The organism is Micromonospora halotolerans, from assembly GCF_032108445.1.
Lineage (GTDB): Bacteria > Actinomycetota > Actinomycetes > Mycobacteriales > Micromonosporaceae > Micromonospora > Micromonospora halotolerans.
This window is the reverse complement of the sequence record NZ_CP134876.1, coordinates 5,795,636-5,816,918: the sequence shown is the minus strand read 5'-3', so window position 1 is coordinate 5,816,918 and position 21,283 is coordinate 5,795,636. Positions and strand designations below refer to the sequence as shown.

Here is a 21,283-nt window from a genome sequence, read left to right as displayed (position 1 = left end):
GCCGGCCGGGGAGGCGGTTGGCGAGGTCAGCCGTTGGCCGGCTTGAGGTGCAGGACCACGTCCAGCGCGTTGGGCTGGGTGGGCTGCATGGCGCCGTACGGGTTCGAGTCGTCCGGCCAGCCGGTCCAGTTCTTCGTGCTGTACGCGCCGCCGATGTTGTCCGCGCCGACCGGGATCATCGGCATCTGGTCGACGAAGATCTTCTGCAGCGTGTTCATGGCGGTGGTGCGCGCGGCCTCGTCGGTCGCGTTCGCGTAGGCGACCAGGGCGTCGGTCGCCTCCTTGTTGTTGAAGCGGCCGAAGTTGCCGGCGGGGGAGGCGGTGCCGATCGGCTTGAGCTGCCGGCCGTCCATGATGGTCCGGTAGATGTCGTACGGCGTGGCGCCGCCCTCGGTCCACCGGAAGGTCGCCTCGAAGTTGCCCTGCTCGACGTTGCGGAACCAGGCGTCCTGGTTGGCCTTGTCGACCGTGGCGGCGATGCCGATCTTCGACAGGTTGTCCTTCACGATCTCCAGGCTGGTCTGGTAGTCCGACCAGCCGGCCGGGTCGGTCAGCTTCAGCGTGACGGCCTTGCCGGTCTTGTCCTTGAGGGTGTTGCCCTCGAGCTTGTAGCCGGCGCCGGTCAGCAGCGCCTTGGCGCCGTCGACGTCGACCTTGTGCTCCTGGCCCTTGAACTCGGGCGCGACGAACGAGTCACCGGCCGGGCTGGGCAGGCCGGTCACGCTCTTCACCTGCGGGTGGAAGTAGCCGGCCTCGGCCGTGGTGAAGATGTCGGCACGGTCGATGACCATGTTGATGGCGCGACGCAGCGCCGGGTCGTCGAACGGCTTCTTCGTGGTGTTGAGGTAGAGGCCGTGGATGCCCAGGATCGCCGGCGCCCACACCTTGTGGTGCTCCTGGTCCTTGGCCACGAAGACGGCCTGGTAGTTGGGGATGAAGACGAAGCTCCACTCCGACTCGCCGTTGGCCAGGGCGGTGGTCTGCGCGCTGTTGTCCGTGTAGGAGGTGTAGCGCAGTTCCTTGACCTTCGGCAGGTCCTGCCAGTAGCCCTTGTCGCGCACCGACAGCGTCATGCTGGCCGGGGTGAAGGACTTCAGGGTGTACGGGCCGCTGCCGACCGGCTGCTTGACGGTGTCGGTCGTCGGGTCGCTGATCTTCTCCCAGATGTGCTTGGGCACGATCGGCACCCGCCACAGCACCTTCTGCTGGTTGACGAACTGCGGGCTCTCCATCTTGATGGTGACCTCGTTGCCGCTGGCCGTCGCGTCCGTGTAGGGCACGCCCTGGTCGTTCAGCGCCGGGTACTTCTTCACGAGGTTGTAGGTGAAGGCGACATCCTCGGCGGTGACCTTCTGCCCGTCGGACCAGGTGGCGTTGTCCCGGATGGTGACCTTCACCGAGGTGTAGTCCGACGACCACTCGGCCTTGGTGGCCAGCCACGGCTTGAACGGGTCGGCCGGCTTCACCGGGTTCCACATCATCAGCGGCTCGTAGATCTGCCAGCGGTAGCCCAGCGACGCCGCGGCGGACGTGGTGAGGAACGGGTTGTTGTTCTCGGCCTGCGGCCCGTTCGGCATGCCCACGTTGAGCACCGTGGCCGCCTGGCCGTTCTTCTTGTTGGCGTTCGGGCTGTCGCCGCACGCGGCGACGCCGGTGGCCATCGCGCCGGCCAGCGCGACGGCGAGGAGTTGCCTTCTTCTCATGGAGGTCTCCCTCGGTGCTCCCGCAATCCTGGGGCGGGATGTGGTGGATGGAGGGTGTGCGGTGTTACCACCGGCGGACGGGACGCCCACCGGTGCGGGTGGAGCTACATCGGTGGCGAGGTCAGGTGATGCCGGTCGAGGCGCGGACGGTGAAGCTGGTGGGGATAACGGTCGGGGCGTGGGGCAGCGGCGTGCCGGCGAGGTGGGCGATGAGGGTACGGGCGGCGACCGCTCCCATCTCCCGCAACGGCTGACGGACCGAGCTCAGCGGTGGGTGGGTGTGCCCGGCCAGCGGCAGGTCGTCGAAGCCCACCACCGCCACGTCCTCGGGGACCCGCCGGCCGGCGTCCCGCAGTGCCTGGAGCGCCCCGGCGGCGGAGAGGTCGTTGTGGGCGAAGACGGCGTCGAACGGCACGCCGTCGGCGAGCAGGCCTTCCACCGCGGCCCGCCCGCACTCGAAGGTGAAGTCGCCCTCCACGACGAGGGCGGGGTCGATGGGCAGGCCGGCGTCGGCGTAGCCGTCGGCGAAACCGGCGAGCCGTTCCCGGGTGCAGCCGAAGCGGCGCAGACCGGTGACGACCAGCGGCCGCTTGCGGCCGTGTGCCAGCAGGTGCGCGGCGGCGGCCCGCGCGCCGGACTCGTTGGTGGTCCGCACCGACGGGAAGCCCGGCTGGTGGCCGCGGTCGTCGATGAGGATGACGGGCAGGCCGCGCTCGTGCAGCTCGGTGATGTAGTCGAGGGTGCCCTCCGGCTCGACCACCAGCAGGCCGTCGAAGGACTTCGCGGAGACCTGGGAGGCGAACCGCCGCATCGACTCGTCGCCCTGGGTGCAGGTGAACAGGAGCATGCCGTAGCCCTCGGCCTCGACCACGTCGGCCGCGCCCTGGAGCACCTCGCCCATCCAGGGCCAGGTCAGGGCGGGCACCAGCATGCCGACCACCCGGGTGCGGCCGCGAGCCAGGCCGACCGCGCGGGCGCTCGGCACGTACCCCAGGGCGTTGATGACGGCGCGGACCCGGTCGGCCGTGCGGACGTGCACCTCGCCCTTGCCGTTGAGCACCCGCGACACCGTCGTCTTGCTCACGCCGGCGCGGGTGGCGACATCGGCGATGGTGATCGGCACGTGACGCTCCCGGGTCGGAGGGGTGAGGCGGATGTTTCGGAACCGGTTGCGGAAGCGGTTCCGTCGCAGTCAACCGAAGTGGCGGCGGTCACGTCAATAACGGCCGCGTAACGAAACATGGCTAAGTTCGAAACCTGAAAAAAGTCGCCGGGGGCGGCGCGGTCGATCAAGGGTGTGACCAGCGTCGATGTGAGGTCGTGGGCCCGTTGGGTTCGTGGGCCGGGGCCTGGATGGCGGCCCGGTCAGGCGCGGCGGGCGCGGGCGTAGACGTCGCCCGAGTTGGCCTCGTACGGCAGGGCCCGCAGGTACGCCGCGACCTCGTCCGCCCGCCGCCAGCCAGGCAGGGCGAACGCCATCTCGTCGCCGAGCGCCACGGTGAACGAGGTGAAACCCAGCCCGGTGAGCCGCTCCAGGCAGCGCCCGGCCAGGTCGCGTTCGATGGTGGTGAACTCGAACGACAGCGCCGGCAGCGGCCGGCTCAGCCCGGCCAGCACGGCGTCCTCGAAGCCCTCCACGTCGATCTTCACGAAGGCGGGTACGCCGTGCGCCGCGACCAGGGTGTCCAGCGTCGTGCCGGCCACCTCGATCTCGGCGTCCCAGACCTCGTGCGCCCAGCCGCCGGCGCCATCGGCGGCGCGCAGGAACCCCGCGGACGCCGTGGAGATCGTCGGGTTCGCCGAGTTCACGTGCAGCCGCACCGGCCCGGGACGCGCCCCGCACGCCGCCTCGACCACGGTCACCCGTTCGTCGTGCGCGTACAGGGCGCGCAGGGCTCGGGTGCAGAGCGGCTGGGGCTCCACGGCGACCACGCGGGCGCCGAGCCGGCGGAAGCTGCCGAGCCGGTCGCCGACGTGCGCGCCGACGTCGAACACCAGGTCTCCGGGGCGGACCAGGGAGGCGTAGAAGGCGTCCATCGCCGCCTCGCGGGCCGGGTCCCCGTAGTACGCCTCCAGGGACCGGCGCAGGCCCGACATGGTGGGGTCTGCCTTGAGTGCCTCGATCACCCCGATATGACCGCCCACCCTGCCGACGCTAGCCGCGTCCGCCCGTTTATGAACCCCTTTCGGATGACCCCGCCGCATCCCACTACCCAGCCTCCTAGGATGCCGTAGGGGGAGTGAGCTGATCCGGCGACGCAAGGTCCGACCTGCTCAAGGACGGCTGCGGCCTGCTCGGGCCTGCGGGTTCGTCCGGCGCGAGCCGGACGGATTCACGGCGTCTCGACGACCTCCTGGCCGAGGGGCCAGAGCGCCGCGGGAACGAGCTTGAAGTTGGCCACACCGAACGGGATGCCGATGACCGTCACGCAGAGCGCCACGCCGGCGAGGATGTGCGACAGGGCCAGCCACCAGCCGGCGAGCAGCACCCAGAGCACGTTCGCCAGGCCGGAGGCGACGCCGGCGCCCGGCTTCGGCACGAGGGTGCGGCCGAAGGGCCACAGCGCGTACGAGGCGAGGCGGAGCGAGGCCACCCCGAACGGGATGGTGATGACCAGGGCGAAGCAGATCAGGGCGGCCACTCCGTAGCCCAGGGCCAGGACGAAGCCGCCACCGAAGACGAGCCACAACAGGTTCAGCAGAAAGCGAATCACACTCCCATCGTGGCCACCCCCCGCAACGGCCCGTCGCCGACAGCCTGGTCACGGTCGCTCACTCGCCGGCTGCCTCGTCCCAGCGGCCCCGTCGCACGCGCCGAGGCGGGGAGGTCCTTTCCCGACCTTGGAGACTTACCGTTCAGACCGAACGGCAACTCTCCAAGATCCGCGCGCTCCCGCAGAACCCCAACCTCCCGCAGCGTGGTGATCAAGGTAGACAGCCGGGGCACCAGCACGGGGTCGGGGAGCCCTGGCGCACGCGGGCGTCCTTCGTCTCCGTCACCTCCGCCGCCGGACCCCGGCGCCGGGCACGAGAGGGTGCGGTCGCCGGCCCGTATCCGCGCCGCGGTGACGACGAGGATCAGGGACCGCCGGTACGACATCACGGAGCGCCGAGCCGGTGGCGCAGCGCGAGGTGGAGCACCAGCCGCTGGTCGGGGTCGTCGAGGGTCTCGCCGAACAGCTCCCGCAGTTGGCGCATCCGGTAGCGCACGGTCTGCGGGTGGGTATGCAGGTCCTCGGCCACGGCGACGACCTGCCCGTGCCGGCGCAGCCAGCCGTGCAGGGTCTCGGCCAGGGCCCGCCGGGCGGCCGGCCGCAGGCCGGCCAGCGGCGCGAGGCAGGCGTCGGCGAGGTGGTCGGCCAGCCCCGGCTCCCAGCGCAGCAGCAGGGTGAGCAGGTGCTCGTCCCCGGCGACCGGGTCGGTCCGCAGGACCCCGTCGCGGCGCAACGTCAGGGCCCGCCCGGAGAGCCGGTACGACAGCCGGGCCCGGCCCAGCGGCACGCTCGGCCCGAGCCCGGCCCGTCGCCCTGCCAGGGCCTGCCGGGCCCGGTCGAGCCGCCCGGGCGTGGCCGGGTCGGGCAGCACGATGCGTACCACGTCGTCGATGACCGTGGCGATCGCGCCGCCGCCGATGGTGCGGCCCAGGTGTTCGGCGTCGTCGCCGTCGACGCTGAGCACGGCGACCGTGCGGGGCAGCGGCCAGCGGGCCGCGTCGGCGGCGGCGCGCAGCGCGGCGTCGGCGGGCGGTTCCGGCTGCACGAGGAGGGTGATCAGCCGCCGCCGGGTGGTGGCCCAGTCCTGCGCGGCGTCGCGCTGTTCGTCCAGGTAGCCCTCGGCGGCGGCGCCGGCCAGCGCGTCGACGTAGCCGAAGAGCGCGCCGGCGACCACGTACAGGTCCGCCGGGGCGGGGCCGGCGGGCGTGGTGTGCGCGACGAGGAAGGCCCAGATCTCCCGCCCGCCGAGGGTGAGCACGGCGCGCAGCGCGTCGACCCGGTGCCCCTCCCGGTATTCGGTGCGGCCGAGGGCGTGGAAGACGGCCCGGGTGGCGGCCAGGTCGCGGGCCGGGTCGGCGACCGCGTCGACGAAGGCGTCCACCGCGGTCCGTACCCCGAGGGCCAGGCCGCGTCCCTGCCCGCCGGTGAGTGAGCGGCCCTGCGCCCGCATGGCGGCGCGGACGGTCTCCAGGATCCGTTCGTGCAGCGGGGTGCGCAGGCCGCGCAGCTGCACGCCGACCGCCGGCGCGAGGTGCGCCAGGCCGGGCTCGATGTCGAGCAGCGTGTCCGCCATCGTCGCCTCCCAGCTTTGTCATCGTGGTGATAAACGCGGTGACGGATCACGCACGTCCCGACCAAGGATTTTGGCATCCGGCTACGTACGGTCGGTGCCGTGGATACCGATGTGATCGTGATCGGGGCCGGGCTGGCCGGCCTGGTCGCCGCCGCCGAGGCCGCCGACGCGGGCCGCCGGGTGCTGCTGCTGGACCAGGAGCCGGAGCAGAACCTGGGCGGGCAGGCGTGGTGGTCGTTCGGCGGGCTGTTCCTGGTCGACTCGCCGGAGCAGCGCCGGATGGGCATCCGGGACTCCGTCGAGCTGGCCTGGCAGGACTGGACCGGCAGCGCCGCGTTCGACCGCCCGGAGGACCACTGGCCGCGCCGGTGGGCCGAGGCGTACGTGCACTTCGCGGCCGGGGAGAAGCGCGCCTGGCTGCGCGGCCTGGGTCACCGGGTCTTCCCGGTGGTGAGCTGGGCCGAGCGGGGCGGGGGAGCGGCGCACGGCCACGGCAACTCGGTGCCCCGGTTCCACGTCACCTGGGGCACCGGCCCGGGCGTGGTCGAGCCGTTCGCCCGGCGGGTCCGCGCCGCCGCCGAGGAGGGCCGGATCCGGCTGTTGTTCCGGCACCGCGTCGACGAGCTGGTCACCAGCGGCGGCGCGGTGACCGGCGTGCGCGGCGCGGTCCTCGCCCCCGACGACGCGCCGCGCGGACGACCCACCTCCCGGACCGTGGTCGGCGACTTCGCGTACGCGGCGCAGGCCGTGATCATCACCTCGGGCGGCATCGGCGGCGACCACGACCTGGTTCGGCGGGCCTGGCCGGCGCGGCTCGGCACCCCACCGGCCCGGATGGTCACCGGGGTGCCCGCGTATGTCGACGGCCGGATGCTCGGCGTCACCGAGGCGGCCGGCGGCCAGGTGATCAACCCGGACCGGATGTGGCACTACACCGAAGGGCTGCGCAACTGGGACCCGGTCTGGCCGGGGCACGGCATCCGCATCCTGCCCGGGCCGTCCTCGCTGTGGCTGGACGCGACTGGCGAGCGGCTGCCGGCGCCGCTCTTCCCCGGCTTCGACACCCTCGCCACGCTGCGCCACCTGCGGGCCACCGGCCACGACTACAGCTGGTTCGTGCTCACCCAGAAGATCCTGGAGAAGGAGTTCGCGCTCTCCGGCTCGGAGCAGAATCCCGACCTGACCAACCGCAGCGTGCGGCAGGTGCTCCAGCGGGTCCGCCCCGGCGCGCCCGGGCCGGTGGAGGCGTTCAAGCGGCACGGCGCGGACTTCGTCGTCGCCGACGACCTGCCGGAGCTGGTCGACGGGATGAACAAACTGGCCGCCGAGAGCGGCGGGCCGCAGCTCGATGCCGTGGCGGTACGTCGCATCGTCGAGGCCCGGGACCGGGAGATCGCCCACCCGTTCGGCAAGGACGCCCAGCTGCACGCCATCCGGGGTGCCCGCCGATACCGGGGCGACCGGCTGATCCGGGTGGCCACCCCGCACCGGCTGCTCGACCCGGCCGCCGGCCCGCTGATCGCCGTGCAGCTGCACGTGCTGACCCGCAAGACCCTCGGCGGCCTGCACACCGACCTGTCCGGCCGGGTGCTGCGCCCCGACGGCGAGCCCCTCGCCGGGGTGTACGCCGCTGGTGAGGTCGCCGGCTTCGGGGGCGGCGGCATGCACGGCTACAACGCCCTGGAGGGCACCTTCCTCGGTGGCTGCCTCTTCTCCGGCCGCACCGCCGGCCGGGCCGCCGCGGCTTCGGTCGGGTAGCCCGCACGCGGGGCGGCGAACCCGGGCCGGACCCGGCGATCTTCCAAGATCACCGTCAGCGCCCGGTAGGTTCCCGGCCCGCCGCGAGCAGCCGCCTGATCTCCGCGGCGGCCGGATGCGCCGGTGCGACGGCGAGGAAATGCCGCAGCGTGTCTCCCGCCTCGACGGACCTGCTGTTCCGCTGCGCCAGCCCCAGCACCAGCAGGCCGTCGGGGGACTCCGGCTCGCGGGCGAGCACGTCCCGGGCGGTTCGTTGCGCGGCGGCGCCGTCGCCGGCCCGGAGCAGCGCGAACGCGAGTCGCAGCCGGACGGCGTCGTCGGGCCGGTCCCGCAGCGCCTCCTGGTACATCTGCGCGGCGGCGTCGTACCGGTCCTGGGTCTCCAGGTCGTGGGCGAGTTGGAGGGCGACGGCGACCGGGTCGGCCGGTGCCGGCCGGGCGGGCGGGTCGAGCCGGTCGGCGACGATCGCCACGGACGCCACGAGCGCCACCACACCCACGGACGCCACCCGCCACGCCCGCCGTGCGTCCGGCGTCCAGGGTGCGGCGGAACCGGTCCGGGCGGCACCGGGTCGGAGCGTCCGCAGGGCCGCGTAGCCGCCGGCCAGCAGCGTCAGCACGGGTACGCCCCAGAGCAGCAGCCGGACTCCGGTCGCCGGTGGATCGGTCAGCACGTCGGCGCCGTACCGCTGGACGAACCACCGCCGGACCTCGGTCCCGTCCCGGCCCTGGGCGAGCTGGTCCGCCACCACCTGCCGCATCGCCGCCGCGATCGGTGACCGGGAGTCCGCCACCGACTCGCCCTGACAGGCCGGGCAGCGCAGCCCGGCGGACACCGCGCGTGCCGGGTCCTGCCGGCCGGGGTCGCCCGCCGACCGGGCCAGCGCCGCGCCGGCCGCCGCGGCGAGCGTGACGAGCGCGAGCGCCACCAGGACGCGCCGCCACCTCATCCGGCCAGCAACGGTGCGACCCGCTGCTCCAGCCACTGCCGGGTCACCACCCCCTGCCGCCGGTCGACGAGCCGGCCGTCCCGGCCGACCACGAAGGTCTCCGGCACGCCCCGCACGCCCCACTCGACCGCCCGCGTGCCGTCGGGATCGGGCACCACGGTGAACCCGGTCGCACCGGTCTCGTCGAGCAGCGCCCGGACCGCGTCGGCGCCGTCGCGGATGTTCAGCCCGACCAGCCGGACGCCGCGCGGAGACCAGCTGCGCTCGGCGTCCACCAGCAACGGCAGCTCGTCCCGGCACGGCCCGCACCAGGAGGCGAACACGTTGACCAGCACCACCTGGCCCCGGGCGTCGGAGAGCGCGAAGCGGCCACCGTCCAGGGTGGCGCCGGACAGCGCCGGGGCGGGCCTGCCGGCCACCGCCGTGGCCTCGCCGGGGTTCGGCGTGGCGGGTGCGCGCAGGCCGAAGGCGATCAGGGCGCCGACGGCGACGGTGAGCGCGAGGACCGTCGCCGGCCCGACGCGCAGCCATCCGGGGCGCCGCCTCACGTCGCGGCTCCCGGTCCGGCGGCCACCGGGGCGGGCCGCGGCCGGTCGACGCGGGCGGCCGGGCGGGTCCGCGGGCGGGCGGTGGCGGCAGCCGCGAGCAACCCACTGACGGCGGTCAGGGCGCCGCCGGCCCAGATGAGGCCCACGAGTGGGTTCACCGCGAGCCGCACGCTGGCGGTGCCGCTGTCCTCGCTGACGGCGAGCAGCGTGACGTACGTGTCGCGCAGCGGGCCGGTGCCGATCGCGGGCACGGTGACGGCGGTGTCCCGGGCGGCGTGGTAACGCAGCGCCGGCGTGATCGTCCGCGCGGCGCGACCCGACGCGGTGAGCGCCAGCCGGGCCTGTACGGCCATGCTTCCGCTGCCGCCGGTCCGGTCCACCCCGACCAGTCGGACCGCGACGTCGCCCACCCGCAGGGTCTCGCCGACCCGCAGCGTCCGTTCGGCGTCCCGGCCGTACGCCGACGACCCGGCGACGCCCACCGCGACGAGGGCGAGCCCGGCGTGCGCGACCAGCCCGGCGAGTCGGCCGGGCCGCCGGTGCGGGCCGGGCCGGCGTAGCCGGTGGGCCAGGTCCCCGGCCAGTCCGGTGAGGACGAATCCCGCCGCGCCGAACGCGGTGAGCGCGGCCGGGCCGGGCCGGCTGAGCAGGCCGACGAGGGCCACGGTGCCCAGGCCGGCAGCGGCCGGGACGACGAGCCGCCGCAGCGCCGCCGACCGGTCGCGGACCCGCAGGGCCGGCGTCACGCCCATCACCAGCAGCACCACGACCGCCAGGGGCACCGCGGTGCGCTGGTAGTAGGCGGGGCCCACCGTGGAGCGCGTCCCGGTCAGCGGGGTGGTGAGCAGCGGCAGGATCGTGCCGATCAGCACCACCGCGGCGATGGTCACCAGGAGCACCCCGTGGACCAGCACCACGGTGGCTCGCGAGAGCGCCCGCGGGCGCCCGGGGCGGGCCGGCTCGGGGGCGCGACGGCCGGTCACGACGGCCGACACCACCACCGCCAGCAGGACGAAGCCGAGCAGCATCGGGCCCAACGGCGAGTCGGTGAACGCGTGCACGCTGGCCACCGCCCCCGATCGGGTGAGGAAGGTGCCGAGCAGCACCAGCAGGAAGCTCGCGCAGGCGAGCGCGCCGTGCCAGGCGGCCCGGCCGCGGACCAGGGTGGTGTGCAGGAACGCGGTGGCGGTCAGCCAGGGCAGCAGGGAGGCGTTCTCCACCGGGTCCCACGCCCAGTAGCCGCCCCAGCCCAGCACCGCGTACGACCACCAGGCGCCCATCCCGACGCCGCCGGTCAGCGCCGCCCAGGCCACCAGCGCCCACGGGCGGGCCAGCCGCGCCCAGCCCGGTCCGTCCCGTCCCGCCAGCGGCGCCGCCAGGGCGAAGGCGAAGGGTACGACCAGACCGAGGTAGCCGGCGTAGAGCAGCGGTGGGTGCACGCCCATGGCCGGGTGCTGCTGGAGCAGCGGATTCGGTCCGGGGCCGTCGACCGGCACCGGGCTCACCGCGCGGAACGGGTTCGCGGCGAAGGTGGACAGCGCGAAGAAGAACACCATGACCACGCTGACGACCACCATCGCGTACGCGTGCAGCCGCGGCGGGTACGCCCGCCGGGCCAGCAGCGCGGCGTAGCCGCCGAGGACCAGCAACCAGAGCAGCAGCGAACCGTCCAGGGCCGACCAGAGGCTGGTCAGGGTGTAGTAGAGCGGGACGTCCCGACCGCCGTTCTCGGCCACGAACCGGACGCTGAAGTCGTGCCGCAGCAGCGCCGTCTCCAGCAGGCCGCACGCCAGGGCGGCGGCGGCCAGGGTGGCGGCGGTGCCGCGCCGGGCGGTGCGGACGGCCGCGCCGAACAGGGCCACCCGCAGCCAGAGCAGGGCGGTGAGGGTCGCGCAGGCGAGCCCGACGGCGAGGCCGGCGGTGCCGAGGTCACCCAGCATCGACCGGAACCACGGGGGAGGACGACGGCCGGTACTCGTTGCCGTGCCGGACCACCACGTGGTCCGAGCGGAACACCCCGTCGGAGGACAGCGTGCCCTCGACGACCGCCCCGGTTCCCTCCCGGAAGGTCTCCGGGGGCGCGCCGCGCTGCTCGACGGTGATCTCGTGGCCCGCCTCGGCGAGGCGGAACACGACCAGGTCGCCCTCGTGGCGCAGCGACCCCGGCACCACGTCGCCGCCGAGGCGGACCCGGTGGCCCGCGACGCCCGGGTCGTCGAACAGCTCGCCCGGCGTCCGGTAGTAGGTGACGGTGTCGCGCAGCGCGCTGGTGACCAGCAGTCCGGCGGCGGCGAGCAGCACCGCGACGAGGGCGACCCGACCCGCCCGGTGACGCATCAGCCGACTCCCGCCGGCGCGCGCTCGGCGGCGGGGGAGGGCGCGGGGGCCAGGCGGCGCTCCAGGCGGACCACCCGGTGCAGCAGGAGGCAGAACGCGGCGAGGGTCGCGGCGGCCACGGCCAGGAGCAACGCGGTGGCCATCCGGGGGTCGATCGGCGGCCGGTGCGGGGCCAGCACCGTCGCCTGCTGGTGCAGCGAGCGCCACCAGAGCACGGAGAAGTGCACCACGGGCACGAGGAGGAAGCCGGCGACGCCGACGACCGCGGCGGGCCGGGCCACCCGGTGGTCGCCGCCGTCGCGCGCCGCCCAACGCTCGGCCAGCGTCCGCCGCAGGGCGAGGTAGCCGGCGTAGGCGAACAGCAGCAGGGCGGTGCTGACCAGCCGGGGGTCCCAGGCCCACCAGGTGCCCCAGACCAGGTGCCCCCACACGGACCCGGTGCCGATGGCGGCGGCGGTGAGGGCCACGCCGAGCTCGGCCGCCGCCCGGGCGAACCGGTCCCAGCGCAGGTCACCGCCGATCAGGTACGCCCCGCTGGCCGCGAGCACGACCGCGAACGCGGCGTACGCCACCCAGGCGGCGGGGACGTGCAGGTACATCAGGCGTTGCGCGTCGCCCTGGAGTTCATCGGGCGGCGCGAGCCATCCGCCGGCCACCGTGGCCGCGGCGGCGAGCCCGCCGGCGGCCCAGGCCATCGTCCGACGCGCCGCGGCCGCTCTGGCGGTGTCCGTGAGGAGGTCCACCGTGGAGGCTTGCATCATCTCCCTGTCCGCGTCCCTGAGGCGCTTGACCGAGAAGGTGGGGACTGGAGACCCACCATAAGGCCAATATGTTCCTCATACGCCACCGTTCGGGGTAAAAGGTATGAAGGCCGCTAACCGGTACTAAGGTCCTTCCCGGTGAAGACGACAGCGCAGACCACCTCGCGCCCGGCCCGGCGACAGCGCCGACCCCGGACGATGCTGCCGCTGCTGTACGGCCTGCTGCTCCTTGCCGGCTGCTCCGGCGGCAGCCCGTCGGCCCTGAATCCGGCGGGGACCGGGGCGGCGCGGGTCAGCGGCCTGTGGTGGCTGTTGTTCTGGATCTCCATGGCGGTGTTCGCCGAGGTCATGGCGCTGCTCGCCTGGGCGCTCGTGTTCCGGCGGGGCGCCGCCCGGGTGCGTCACGGCCAGCCGTTGCGCTTCGTGACGATCGCCGGGGCCGGGCTGCCGTTCATCATCCTCGTGGCGGTCTACGGCGTTGGTCTGCGGGACCTCGCCGCGCTCGGCGCCGGCCCGGGCCGGGACGCGGTCACCGTGGAGGTCACCGGCCACAAGTGGTGGTGGGAGGTGCGCTACGCGGGCGCCTCCGGCGCCACCGCAAACGAGATCCACATCCCGGTGGGGGAGCGGGTCCGGGTTCGCCTGCGGACCGACGACGTGCTGCACAGCTTCTGGGTGCCACAGTTGATGCCGAAGACGGACCTGATCGCCGGCGAGACCCGCGAGACCTGGCTGGAGGCCCGGCGCGACGGCAGCTACCGCGGCCAGTGCGCCGAGTACTGCGGCACCCAGCACGCCCACATGGCGTTCCTCGTGGTGGCCGAACCCCGCGCCGACTTCGACGCCTGGCTGGCCCGGCTGGACGCCCCGGCCCGGGCGCCGCGGACCGAGGCTGAACGGGGCGGTCAGCAGACCTTCGTCCAGGGCACCTGCGCCGCCTGCCACACGGTCCGGGGCACCGGCGCGCAGGGGCAGGTGGGGCCCGACCTGTCGAACGTCGGCTCGCGGTGGAGCATCGGCGCCGGCGCGGTGCCCAACGACGCCGGACACCTCGGCGGCTGGATTGCGAACTCGCAGACCGTCAAGCCGGGCAACGCCATGCCCCCGCAGCCGGTCGACGCCGCCCGACTGCCCGACCTCATCGCCTACCTCCGGTCGCTGGGGTAGGGCCGGCCATGTCCACGACCACCAGCACCGCGCCCGGCGTCGGCCGGGATGACCTGGCCCGGCTGGCCGAGCACTGGGCCGAGCCCCGCTCGCTGCGCGCCTGGCTCACCACGGTGGACCACAAGAAGATCGGCCGGCGCTACCTGGTCACCGCCGCGTTCTTCTTCGTCCTCGCCGGGCTCAGCGCCCTGGTGATGCGCACCCAGCTCGCCCGGCCCGAGTCCGGAGTGGTGTCGCCGCAGGAGTACAACCAGCTCTTCACCATGCACGGCACGGCGATGATCTTCCTGTTCGCCACCCCGATGCTCTTCGGCTTCGGCAACTTCCTCGTCCCGTTGATGATCGGATCCCGGGACATGGCGTTCCCGAGGTTGAACGCCTTCGGCTACTGGGTGTTCCTGTTCGCCGGCCTGTTCATGTGGGCCAGCCTGCCGTTCGGGGCGGCGCCCAACAATGGCTGGTTCGCGTACGCGCCGCTCAACCAGGTGCAGCACAACCCTGGCCTGCACATGGACGTCTACGCTCTCGGGCTGCTCTTCCTCGGCATCTCCACCACCGCCGGCGCGATCAACTTCATCGTCACCGCGCTCAAGCTGCGGGCGCCCGGGATGTCGCTCAACCGGGTGCCGCTGTTCGTCTGGGCGATCGTGGCCACCGCGTTCATGGTGGTCTTCGCCCTGCCGGCGCTGAACGCGGACAACGCGATGCTCTTCTTCGACCGCCGGTTCGGCACCCACTTCTTCGACCCGTCGGGCGGGGGGAACGTGCTGCTCTGGCAGCACCTGTTCTGGATCTTCGGGCACCCCGACGTGTACATCATCGTGCTGCCCGCGCTGGGCATCGTCTCCGCGGTGCTGCCCGCGTTCACCCGCCGGGGCGTGGTCGCGTACTCGCTGATCGTGCTCTCCATCGTGGCGATCGCGATCATCTCGTTCGGGGTCTGGGTGCACCACATGTTCGCCACCGGGCTGCCGCAGCTGTCGTACAGCTTCTTCAGCGCGGCCAGCACGGTCATCACCATCCCGTCCGGGATCCAGATCTTCGCCTGGCTGGCCACCATGCTGCTCGGCCGGCTGGTGCTGCGGGTGCCGCTGCTCTTCGTGATCGGGTTCGTCGTGACCTTCGTGCTCGGCGGCGTCACCGGCGCGATGTTCGCGGTGACCGCGTTCGACCAGCAGGTCACCGACTCCTACTTCGTGGTGGCGCACTTCCACTACGTGCTGATCGGCGGGGCGGTCTTCCCGATGCTCGCCGGCATCTACTACTGGCTGCCCAAAATCACCGGCCGGATGTACCACGAGGGGCTCGGGCGGTGGGCCTTCTGGCTGGCCTTCACCGGCATGCACGTCACCTTCTTCCCCATGCACCTCACCGGCCTGTTCGGCATGCCGCGGCGCGTCTACACGTACCGCAGCGAGCCGGGTTGGGACGGCTGGAGCCTGGTCAGCACGGTCGGTTCGTACCTGCTGGCGCTCGGGCTGCTGCTGGTACTCGTCGGCGTGGTGCACGCGGTGCGGCGGGGCCGGCCGGCGCCGGCGGACCCGTGGGAGGGCGACAGCCTGGAATGGTCGACGGCGTCACCGCCCGAGCCGTACAACTTCCCGGTCATTCCCCGGGTGCACAGCCTGCACCCCACCTGGGACGCGCGGACCGTCGAGTCGACCACCACCGGCGCGACCGCCGACCGCGTCCTCAGCGAGGGCCGGCGCACCCTGTTCACCAGCGAGCTGGACGCCCGCACCGAGCGGGCGGTGGAGATGCCCGAGCCGTCGTTCAAGCCACTCGTCCTCGCCGGCGCGCTGCTGGTCTTCTTCACCGCCATGCTGCTGGCCGCGTACCCGATCGCGGTCCTCGCCGTCCTGGTGGTGGCGGCGACGATCGCGGCCTGGCTCTGGCCGTCGCGCCGCCCCGACGAGGAACTCGGGTTGGCGTCATGACGGACCGGGGTGGGGTCGTGGCCGCGGCCACCGGTGTCGCGGCGCTGACCACGGAGGAGCCGGTCGGCCGGCCGGCCGGCTGGTGGGGCATGGTCATGTTCGTGGCCACCGAGGCCACCCTGTTCGCCTGCCTGCTCGGCAGCTACTTCTATCTCCGCTTCCAGTTCGGTCCGCAGTGGCCGCCGGGCGGCGTCGACAAGCCGAAACTGCTCATCCCGCTGCTGATGACCGCGGTGCTGGTGCCCAGCAGCCTGCCCGTGGTCTGGGCCGAACACGGCATCCGGCGCGGCCGGCGCGGGCGGCTGCGGGCCGGGCTCGCCGCCACCCTGGTGCTCGGGCTGACCTTCCTGGCCCTGCTGGCTATCGAGTACGCCGAGGACCTCAAGCACTTCACCATGACCACCGACGTGTACGGCTCGCTGTTCTACCTGATCACCGGGTTCCACGGGCTGCACGTGCTGGTCGGGTTGACGATGATCGGGTGGCTGCTCGCCGCCTCCCTGCGCGGTGGCAGCTTCGGGTCCCACCGCCACGAACGCGTCCGCAACGCCGCGATCTACTGGCACTTCGTCGACGCGGTGTGGGTCGCCATCCTGTTCACCATCTACCTCTCCCCACGGCTGTGATGACCACCGGACCCGGCCCGCACACCCGCCTGGCCGGCGGGCTGCTGCTCTGGTACGGCGTCCTCGGCGGGGCTGTCGCGTGGGCCGCGCACCTGCTCGTGGCCTGGCCGCTGGACGAGCTGACCTGCGCCGCGGGCCGCGAGCGCGTCTCCGCCGTGCCGCTCTGGCTGGCGGTGTGGCTCGCGGTGGTGATCCCGGGCCTGGTCACCGTGGGATCGCTGCTGGTGGCCACGCTGGTGTGGCGGCGTACCGCGCGGGCGTCGTCGGCGGGCGCGGAGGACAGGGCCGTCGGCCGTTCGCGGATGCTCGCCGTGGTCGGGGTCTGGGCGAACCTGCTGTTCCTGACGATCATCGTGCTCGGCGGGGTCGCCGTGCTGGTGTTCCCGCCATGTCAGCGCTGACCCTCTACCGGGCCCACGGGTCCGGCTCGGGCGACGTGGCTGACGGGCTGCTGACGATGCTGTCCGTGGCCGTGGTCTGCCTGCTCGCGGCCGGCTACGGCCGGGGTGTGCAGGAGTTGTGGGCGCGGCGCGGCCGCGGCCGGGTGGTGGCGGGCCGACGGGCGACGGCGTTCGCCGCCGGACTGGTGGTGGTGCTCGCGGCCGACCAGGGGCCGGTGCACCGCCTGGCGGAGTCCTCCTACGCCGGGCACATGGCCCAACACATGCTGCTGCTGCTGGTGGCCGGCCCGCTGCTCGCGGCCGGCGCGGCGGGCCTGCCGCTCACCCTGGCCGCGCCCCTCCCGGTGCGCCGGCTGCTGGCCCGCGTCCGGGCCGCGGCGCCGGTGCGTCGGCTGCGCCGCCCGGCCCCATACGCCCTGCTGGCCGCCGGGGCGCAGACCCTGGCCCTGTGGCTGTGGCACCTGCCGGGCCCGTACGTCGCCGCGGTGGACCGCCCGGTCCTGCACGCCGCCGAGCACCTGAGCCTGGTGGCGGCGGCCTGGCTGCTGTGGGCGCCGGTGCTCGGCCCGGCCCGCCACCGGACGCCCCCGCCGGTGTCGCTGCTGCTGCTGGTCGGCACCATGCTGCCCGCCTCCGCTCTCGGCGCGGCCCTCACCTTCGCGCCTGACCCGGTGTACCCCGCGCGCGTCCTCGGCGCCGACCCGCTCGCCGACCAGCAGCTCGCCGGACTGCTGATGTGGGCGCCGATGGACCTGGTGGTCCTGGTGGCGGCGCTGGCGGTCTTCCTCGGCTGGCTGCATCGGCTGGACCGCGAGCGGCCGAACAGCCTGGTCACGGCCCGGCCGGGCCGGCCCGCCGCGCCGCCGGCGACCGGCACCGCAACCGAAGGGATGGTGCGATGAGTCGTCGTCTCTGGATGCTGGCAACGGTGCTGGCGGCGCTGCCGGTCGTCGGCGTGACCGGCTGCGCGTCGACGTCGCCCCCACCACCGCCCGAGTCCCGCGCCGGCCGGCCGGACCGGGGCGCGAAGCTGATCGCCCAGTACGGGTGCGGCTCGTGCCACACCATCCCCGGTGTCGACCGCGCCGGTGGGCTGGTCGGCCCGCCGTTGACCCGCTTCGGCGCCCGGTCCTACATCGCCGGTGAGCTGCCCAACAACGCGGACAACCTGCGACGGTGGATAACCGATCCGCAGGCCGTCGAGGCGGGCACCGCCATGCCGAACCTCGGCGTCAGCGCGATCGACGCGCAGGACATCGCCGCGTACCTCTACACGCTGGACTGACTGATGCGGCGACCACGAGCGGTGACGCTGCCCGCCCCGCACCCGCGCCGGGCCCTCGCGGTCGGGTCCGTGCTGGCGCTCGCCGTGGGCCCGGTGGCCCTCACGCCCGCGCCCGACCCCACGCCGACCCCGGCCGCCACCACCCCCGCCGGCGACCGCGGCACCCAGCTCTACCTGGAGCAGTGCGCGAGCTGCCACGGCGTGCGCGGGCAGGGGTCGCAGCAGGGGCCGTCCCTGGTCGGCGTCGGGCCCGCCGCGGTGGACTTCCAGCTCTCCACCGGCCGGATGCCGGTGTCGCGGGAAGTCACCCAGGCGCGGCGCCGCGAGCCCGTCTTCAGCGCCGACGACATCTCCGCGCTCGTCGACCACGTGGCCAGCTTCGGCGGCGGCGGCCCGCGGATTCCCCGGGTCGCCCCCGGCGACCTGGTCTCCGGCCGGGAACTCTTCGCCGCCAACTGCGCGCCCTGCCACGGGGCTGCCGGCTCGGGCGCCGTGCTCACCAACGGCTGGAGCGCGCCACCGCTGTACGACGCCTCGGCCACCCAGGTCGCCGAGGCGGTCCGGGTCGGGCCCGGGCTGATGCCGGCCTTCCCCGGCCAGGTGCTCACCGATCAGCAGGTCGACGATCTGACCACCTACGTGCGGCGGCTGCGCACCGAGCGGCTGGACCCGGGCGGCAACCCGCTCGGCCGGCTCGGCCCGCTGGCCGAGGGGTTGCTCGCCTGGCTGGCGGTGCTCGGACTCCTGCTGGCCGGCGTGCGCTGGCTGGGCCGGAGGGCAGCGGAGTGAGGCGCCCCGTCCCGTCGCCGGCCGAGGAGTCCGCGAGCCGCCGCATCGTCGGCGCGTTTCTGCTGAGCGCCGCCGGGGCGGTCGGCTTCGCGGTGACCTACGGGCTGGGCGGCGACACCCGGTGGGAGGGGGTGTGCCTGGCGGTCGCCTTCGCCGGTCTGGCGCTGGGGCTCGCGGTCTGGGCCCGGCGGCTGGTTCCGGTCGGCGGTTACGTCGAGGAGCACGAGGGCTTCCCCCCGACCCCGGCCGAGCAGGCGATGACCGCGGCGGAGTTCGCCGCGCCGGACAGCCCGACGCGCCGGTACGGCCTGCTCGCGGCACTCGGGTTCGCGCTGACCGCCCTGGGCGTCGCCGCGCTGTTCCCGCTGCGCTCCCTGCTCCCCTGGGACCGGGGCCGCCCGCTCCGGGCCCTGAAGGACACGCCGTGGGGGCCCGGCGTACGGCTGGTCGACGACACGGGACAGCCCTTGCGGCCGGACGACGTGCCCGCCGAGACCATGGTCGCGGTCTTCCCCGAGGGAGACCCCGACGCCGGCGACGCCCCCGCGTTCGCGGTCCGCCTCGACCCGGAGCGCTTCTCCCGCCCGCCCGCCGGAGGCCACCTGGGCGGCCTAGCCGTCTGGTCGACGCTCTGCACCCACGCCGGCTGCCCGGTGCGGCTCTACCTCAAGGGCACCGGCCGGGTCCTCTGCCCCTGCCACCAGTCGTCATTCGACCTGCTGGCCGGGGCCCGGGCGGTCGCCGGTCCCGCGGCGCGGCCGCTGCCGGGACTGCCGATCGAGGTCGGCCCGGACGGCTTCCTCCGGGCCACCGGCGACTTCACCGCGCCGCCCGGCGCCGGCTTCTGGAGCCGGCCATGATCATGAATCGGCTGGCCCGCGCGCTGGACGACCGGCTCCGGCTCTCGCCGATCACCCGCCGGGCGCTGGCGAAGGTCTTCCCCGACCACTGGGCGTTCATGCTCGGCGAGCTGGCGCTCTACTCGTTCGTGGCGCTGATCCTCACCGGCGTCTACCTCACCTTCTTCTTCGACGCCAGCTCCGCCGACCGGGTCTACCACGGGTCGTACGCCCCACTGGACGGCAGCACCACCTCCGCCGCGTACGCCTCGGTGGTGCGGCTGAGCTGGGACGTCCGCGCCGGTCTGCTGATCCGGCAGACCCACCACTGGGCCTCGCTGATCTTCGTCGCCGCGATCGTGCTGCACCTGGCCCGGATCTTCTTCACCGGGGCGTTCCGGAAGCCGCGCGAACTCAACTGGCTGATCGGCGTCACCATGCTGACCCTCGCCCTGGCCAACGGCTTCACCGGCTACTCCATGCCCGACGACCTCCTGTCCGGACTGGGCCTGCGGATCATCACCTCGGTGGTGGAGTCGATCCCCCTGGTCGGGACCTGGCTGGCCGCGCTGGCCCTGGGCGGCGAGTTCCCCTCCGACGCGATGATCCCGCGGATGTTCGTCACCCACGTGCTGCTCGTACCGGCCGTCCTCGTCGCCCTCATCTCCCTGCACCTCGGCATCGTGGTGCGGCAGAAGCACACCCAGTTCCCGGGTCCGGGCCGGACGGAGCACAACGTGGTCGGGTCACGGCTGTGGCCGAGCTACACCCTGCGCTCGCTCGCCCTCTTCGCCTGGGTCCTGGCGGTGCTGTTCGCCCTCGGCGGCCTGGCCCAGATCAACCCGGTGTGGCTCTACGGACCGTTCGAGCCGGCCCAGTCCACCTCGCCGGCGCAACCGGACTGGTACGTCGCCTGGGGCGACGGCGCGCTGCGCCTGTTCCCGCCCTGGGAGTTCCGCATCGGTGGCTACCTGGTGCCGGCGCCGTTCTTCCCCGGCGTCGTGCTCGGCGGGCTGGCCTTCCTGGCCCTCTACGTCTGGCCGTTCGCCGAGCGGCTGGGCACGCGCGACCGCCGCCCGCACCACCTGCTCGACCGGCCCCGGGACCACCCCGTGCGGATCGGCGTCGGCGTGGCCGCCCTGACCTTCTTCGCGGTACTCGTGGTGGCCGCGGGCGACGACGTCCTGGCCCGGCTGCTCGGGGTGCCGGTCTACGACCTGCTGTACCTCTTCCGGGTCCTGGTGCTCGCCCTGCCGATCCTGACCGGCGCGGTCGCGTTCCTGACCGCCCGGGCGCTGCGCGGCGGCGACGCGACCTCGCTCGGCGACCTCACCCGGGCCGACCTGCGCCGTGCCGGCCGTCCCTCCCACCGACCCTCGGTGCGCGACGACGAACCCGAGATCCCCGCGCCGGACCGGCCGGGCGAGCGGATCGAGCTGTGGCCGGAGGGGGAGGTGTGGCGGTGGCGCTACCGCGACGAGGCCCGGCGGCTCGTGCTCACCGTCAACCGGGTCGCGGTGTCGGAGGAGGAGGCGGTCGAGGCCGCTCGGCTGGCGTACCCGGGCGTGGACCGGGTCGTGGTGCCGGGGCCGCCACCACCGCGTCCGCCCGGGCCGGTGCGGGCCGCCCTGCGCCGGTGGGGACGGGCGGCAGCCGCCGGTTCGTTGCTCGTCGCGGCGCTGGTCGAGCGCAGGCGCGACCGTCGCCGGCAGCGGGAGGGTGACGAAGCCGACCCGGTGGAGAAGGTGGACGCGGCGCCGCGCGGTGGCGAGCCGACGTGAGGCTGGGCTGAAGCCCACGGCTGGTGCCACGCCGCATCGGGGGTGGTGGCCGCCCGCAAACCGGGCAATCGTCCTCTTTACGGGAGAAAGCGTGTTTAGCTTCAGGAGAGAGCGG

20 protein-coding genes are annotated in these 21,283 nt (G+C 74.1%); 10 read left to right on the top strand and 10 right to left on the bottom strand.

The window, feature by feature from the left end:
- Positions 1-26: 26 nt before the first annotated feature.
- The 5 genes from RMN56_RS27480 to RMN56_RS27460 all read right to left on the bottom strand — a co-directional run bounded on the left by RMN56_RS27480 (position 27) and on the right by RMN56_RS27460 (position 5,990).
- Positions 27-1,703, bottom strand: coding sequence for an ABC transporter substrate-binding protein (locus tag RMN56_RS27480; RefSeq protein ID WP_313720555.1), 1,677 nt, complete (start codon positions 1,701-1,703; stop codon positions 27-29).
- 121 nt (positions 1,704-1,824) lie between these two features.
- Entirely contained in the window at positions 1,825-2,826 is a 1,002-nt protein-coding gene (locus RMN56_RS27475) for a LacI family DNA-binding transcriptional regulator (protein WP_313720553.1), read from the bottom strand.
- 242 nt (positions 2,827-3,068) lie between these two features.
- Positions 3,069-3,800 carry an FkbM family methyltransferase gene (locus RMN56_RS27470; RefSeq protein ID WP_313724874.1) on the bottom strand — a complete coding sequence of 244 codons (732 nt, stop codon included), beginning with the start codon at positions 3,798-3,800 and terminating at the stop codon, positions 3,069-3,071.
- A 236-nt stretch (positions 3,801-4,036) separates the two neighbouring features.
- Positions 4,037-4,417 (bottom strand): YccF domain-containing protein, encoded by a 381-nt coding sequence (locus RMN56_RS27465; RefSeq protein WP_313720552.1) that lies wholly within the window; start codon positions 4,415-4,417, stop codon positions 4,037-4,039.
- A 385-nt stretch (positions 4,418-4,802) separates the two neighbouring features.
- The gene (locus RMN56_RS27460) at positions 4,803-5,990 is read right to left on the bottom strand and encodes a PucR family transcriptional regulator (RefSeq protein WP_313720551.1); all 1,188 of its coding nucleotides are present in this window, start codon (positions 5,988-5,990) and stop codon (positions 4,803-4,805) included.
- Positions 5,991-6,089: 99 nt separating this feature from the next.
- Between RMN56_RS27460 and RMN56_RS27455 the strand changes: the two genes are divergently transcribed.
- Positions 6,090-7,748 carry an FAD-binding dehydrogenase gene (locus RMN56_RS27455; protein ID WP_313720550.1) on the top strand — a complete coding sequence of 553 codons (1,659 nt, stop codon included), beginning with the start codon at positions 6,090-6,092 and terminating at the stop codon, positions 7,746-7,748.
- Between the two features lie 55 nt (positions 7,749-7,803).
- On the opposite strand, the gene RMN56_RS27450 is transcribed toward RMN56_RS27455, so the two are convergent.
- From RMN56_RS27450 to ccsA, 5 genes are read right to left on the bottom strand one after another with little or no spacing between them, the layout of a single operon-like run.
- The gene (locus RMN56_RS27450) at positions 7,804-8,697 is read right to left on the bottom strand and encodes a cytochrome c-type biogenesis protein CcmH (protein WP_313720548.1); all 894 of its coding nucleotides are present in this window, start codon (positions 8,695-8,697) and stop codon (positions 7,804-7,806) included.
- Positions 8,694-9,245 carry a TlpA family protein disulfide reductase gene (locus RMN56_RS27445; RefSeq protein ID WP_313720547.1) on the bottom strand — a complete coding sequence of 184 codons (552 nt, stop codon included), beginning with the start codon at positions 9,243-9,245 and terminating at the stop codon, positions 8,694-8,696. Before RMN56_RS27445 ends, RMN56_RS27450 begins: the two co-directional genes overlap by 4 nt.
- Positions 9,242-11,185: a heme lyase CcmF/NrfE family subunit gene (locus tag RMN56_RS27440; protein ID WP_313720545.1), complete on the bottom strand. Its 1,944-nt coding sequence runs from the start codon at positions 11,183-11,185 to the stop codon at positions 9,242-9,244. Before RMN56_RS27440 ends, RMN56_RS27445 begins: the two co-directional genes overlap by 4 nt.
- The gene (locus RMN56_RS27435; RefSeq protein ID WP_313720544.1) at positions 11,175-11,582 is read right to left on the bottom strand and encodes a cytochrome c maturation protein CcmE; all 408 of its coding nucleotides are present in this window, start codon (positions 11,580-11,582) and stop codon (positions 11,175-11,177) included. The genes RMN56_RS27440 and RMN56_RS27435 overlap by 11 nt, the downstream gene beginning before the upstream one ends.
- A complete protein-coding gene (gene ccsA / locus RMN56_RS27430) occupies positions 11,582-12,277 on the bottom strand; it encodes a cytochrome c biogenesis protein CcsA (protein ID WP_313720543.1) in 696 nt (231 codons plus the stop codon). Before ccsA ends, RMN56_RS27435 begins: the two co-directional genes overlap by 1 nt.
- A gap of 204 nt (positions 12,278-12,481) precedes the next feature.
- On the opposite strand from ccsA, the gene coxB reads away from it, so the two are divergent.
- From coxB to qcrB, 9 genes are read left to right on the top strand one after another with little or no spacing between them, the layout of a single operon-like run.
- The gene (gene coxB / locus RMN56_RS27425; RefSeq protein WP_313720542.1) at positions 12,482-13,510 is read left to right on the top strand and encodes a cytochrome c oxidase subunit II; all 1,029 of its coding nucleotides are present in this window, start codon (positions 12,482-12,484) and stop codon (positions 13,508-13,510) included.
- Between the two features lie 8 nt (positions 13,511-13,518).
- A complete protein-coding gene (gene ctaD / locus RMN56_RS27420) occupies positions 13,519-15,447 on the top strand; it encodes a cytochrome c oxidase subunit I (protein WP_313720541.1) in 1,929 nt (642 codons plus the stop codon).
- Entirely contained in the window at positions 15,444-16,073 is a 630-nt protein-coding gene (locus RMN56_RS27415; RefSeq protein ID WP_313720540.1) for a cytochrome c oxidase subunit 3, read from the top strand. The genes ctaD and RMN56_RS27415 overlap by 4 nt, the downstream gene beginning before the upstream one ends.
- Complete coding sequence (locus RMN56_RS27410; RefSeq protein ID WP_313720539.1) at positions 16,073-16,474, top strand: hypothetical protein; 402 nt, start codon at positions 16,073-16,075, stop codon at positions 16,472-16,474. Before RMN56_RS27415 ends, RMN56_RS27410 begins: the two co-directional genes overlap by 1 nt.
- Positions 16,462-17,376, top strand: coding sequence for a cytochrome c oxidase assembly protein (locus RMN56_RS27405; RefSeq protein WP_313720538.1), 915 nt, complete (start codon positions 16,462-16,464; stop codon positions 17,374-17,376). Before RMN56_RS27410 ends, RMN56_RS27405 begins: the two co-directional genes overlap by 13 nt.
- Positions 17,373-17,759 (top strand): c-type cytochrome, encoded by a 387-nt coding sequence (locus RMN56_RS27400; protein WP_313720536.1) that lies wholly within the window; start codon positions 17,373-17,375, stop codon positions 17,757-17,759. Before RMN56_RS27405 ends, RMN56_RS27400 begins: the two co-directional genes overlap by 4 nt.
- A 3-nt stretch (positions 17,760-17,762) precedes the next feature.
- The gene (qcrC, locus tag RMN56_RS27395) at positions 17,763-18,548 is read left to right on the top strand and encodes a cytochrome bc1 complex diheme cytochrome c subunit (protein WP_313720535.1); all 786 of its coding nucleotides are present in this window, start codon (positions 17,763-17,765) and stop codon (positions 18,546-18,548) included.
- Positions 18,545-19,408, top strand: a complete 864-nt coding sequence (locus tag RMN56_RS27390) for a ubiquinol-cytochrome c reductase iron-sulfur subunit (RefSeq protein WP_313720534.1) — start codon at positions 18,545-18,547, stop codon at positions 19,406-19,408. Before qcrC ends, RMN56_RS27390 begins: the two co-directional genes overlap by 4 nt.
- Entirely contained in the window at positions 19,405-21,168 is a 1,764-nt protein-coding gene (qcrB, locus tag RMN56_RS27385) for a cytochrome bc1 complex cytochrome b subunit (protein WP_313720532.1), read from the top strand. Before RMN56_RS27390 ends, qcrB begins: the two co-directional genes overlap by 4 nt.
- Positions 21,169-21,283: the final 115 nt, after the last annotated feature.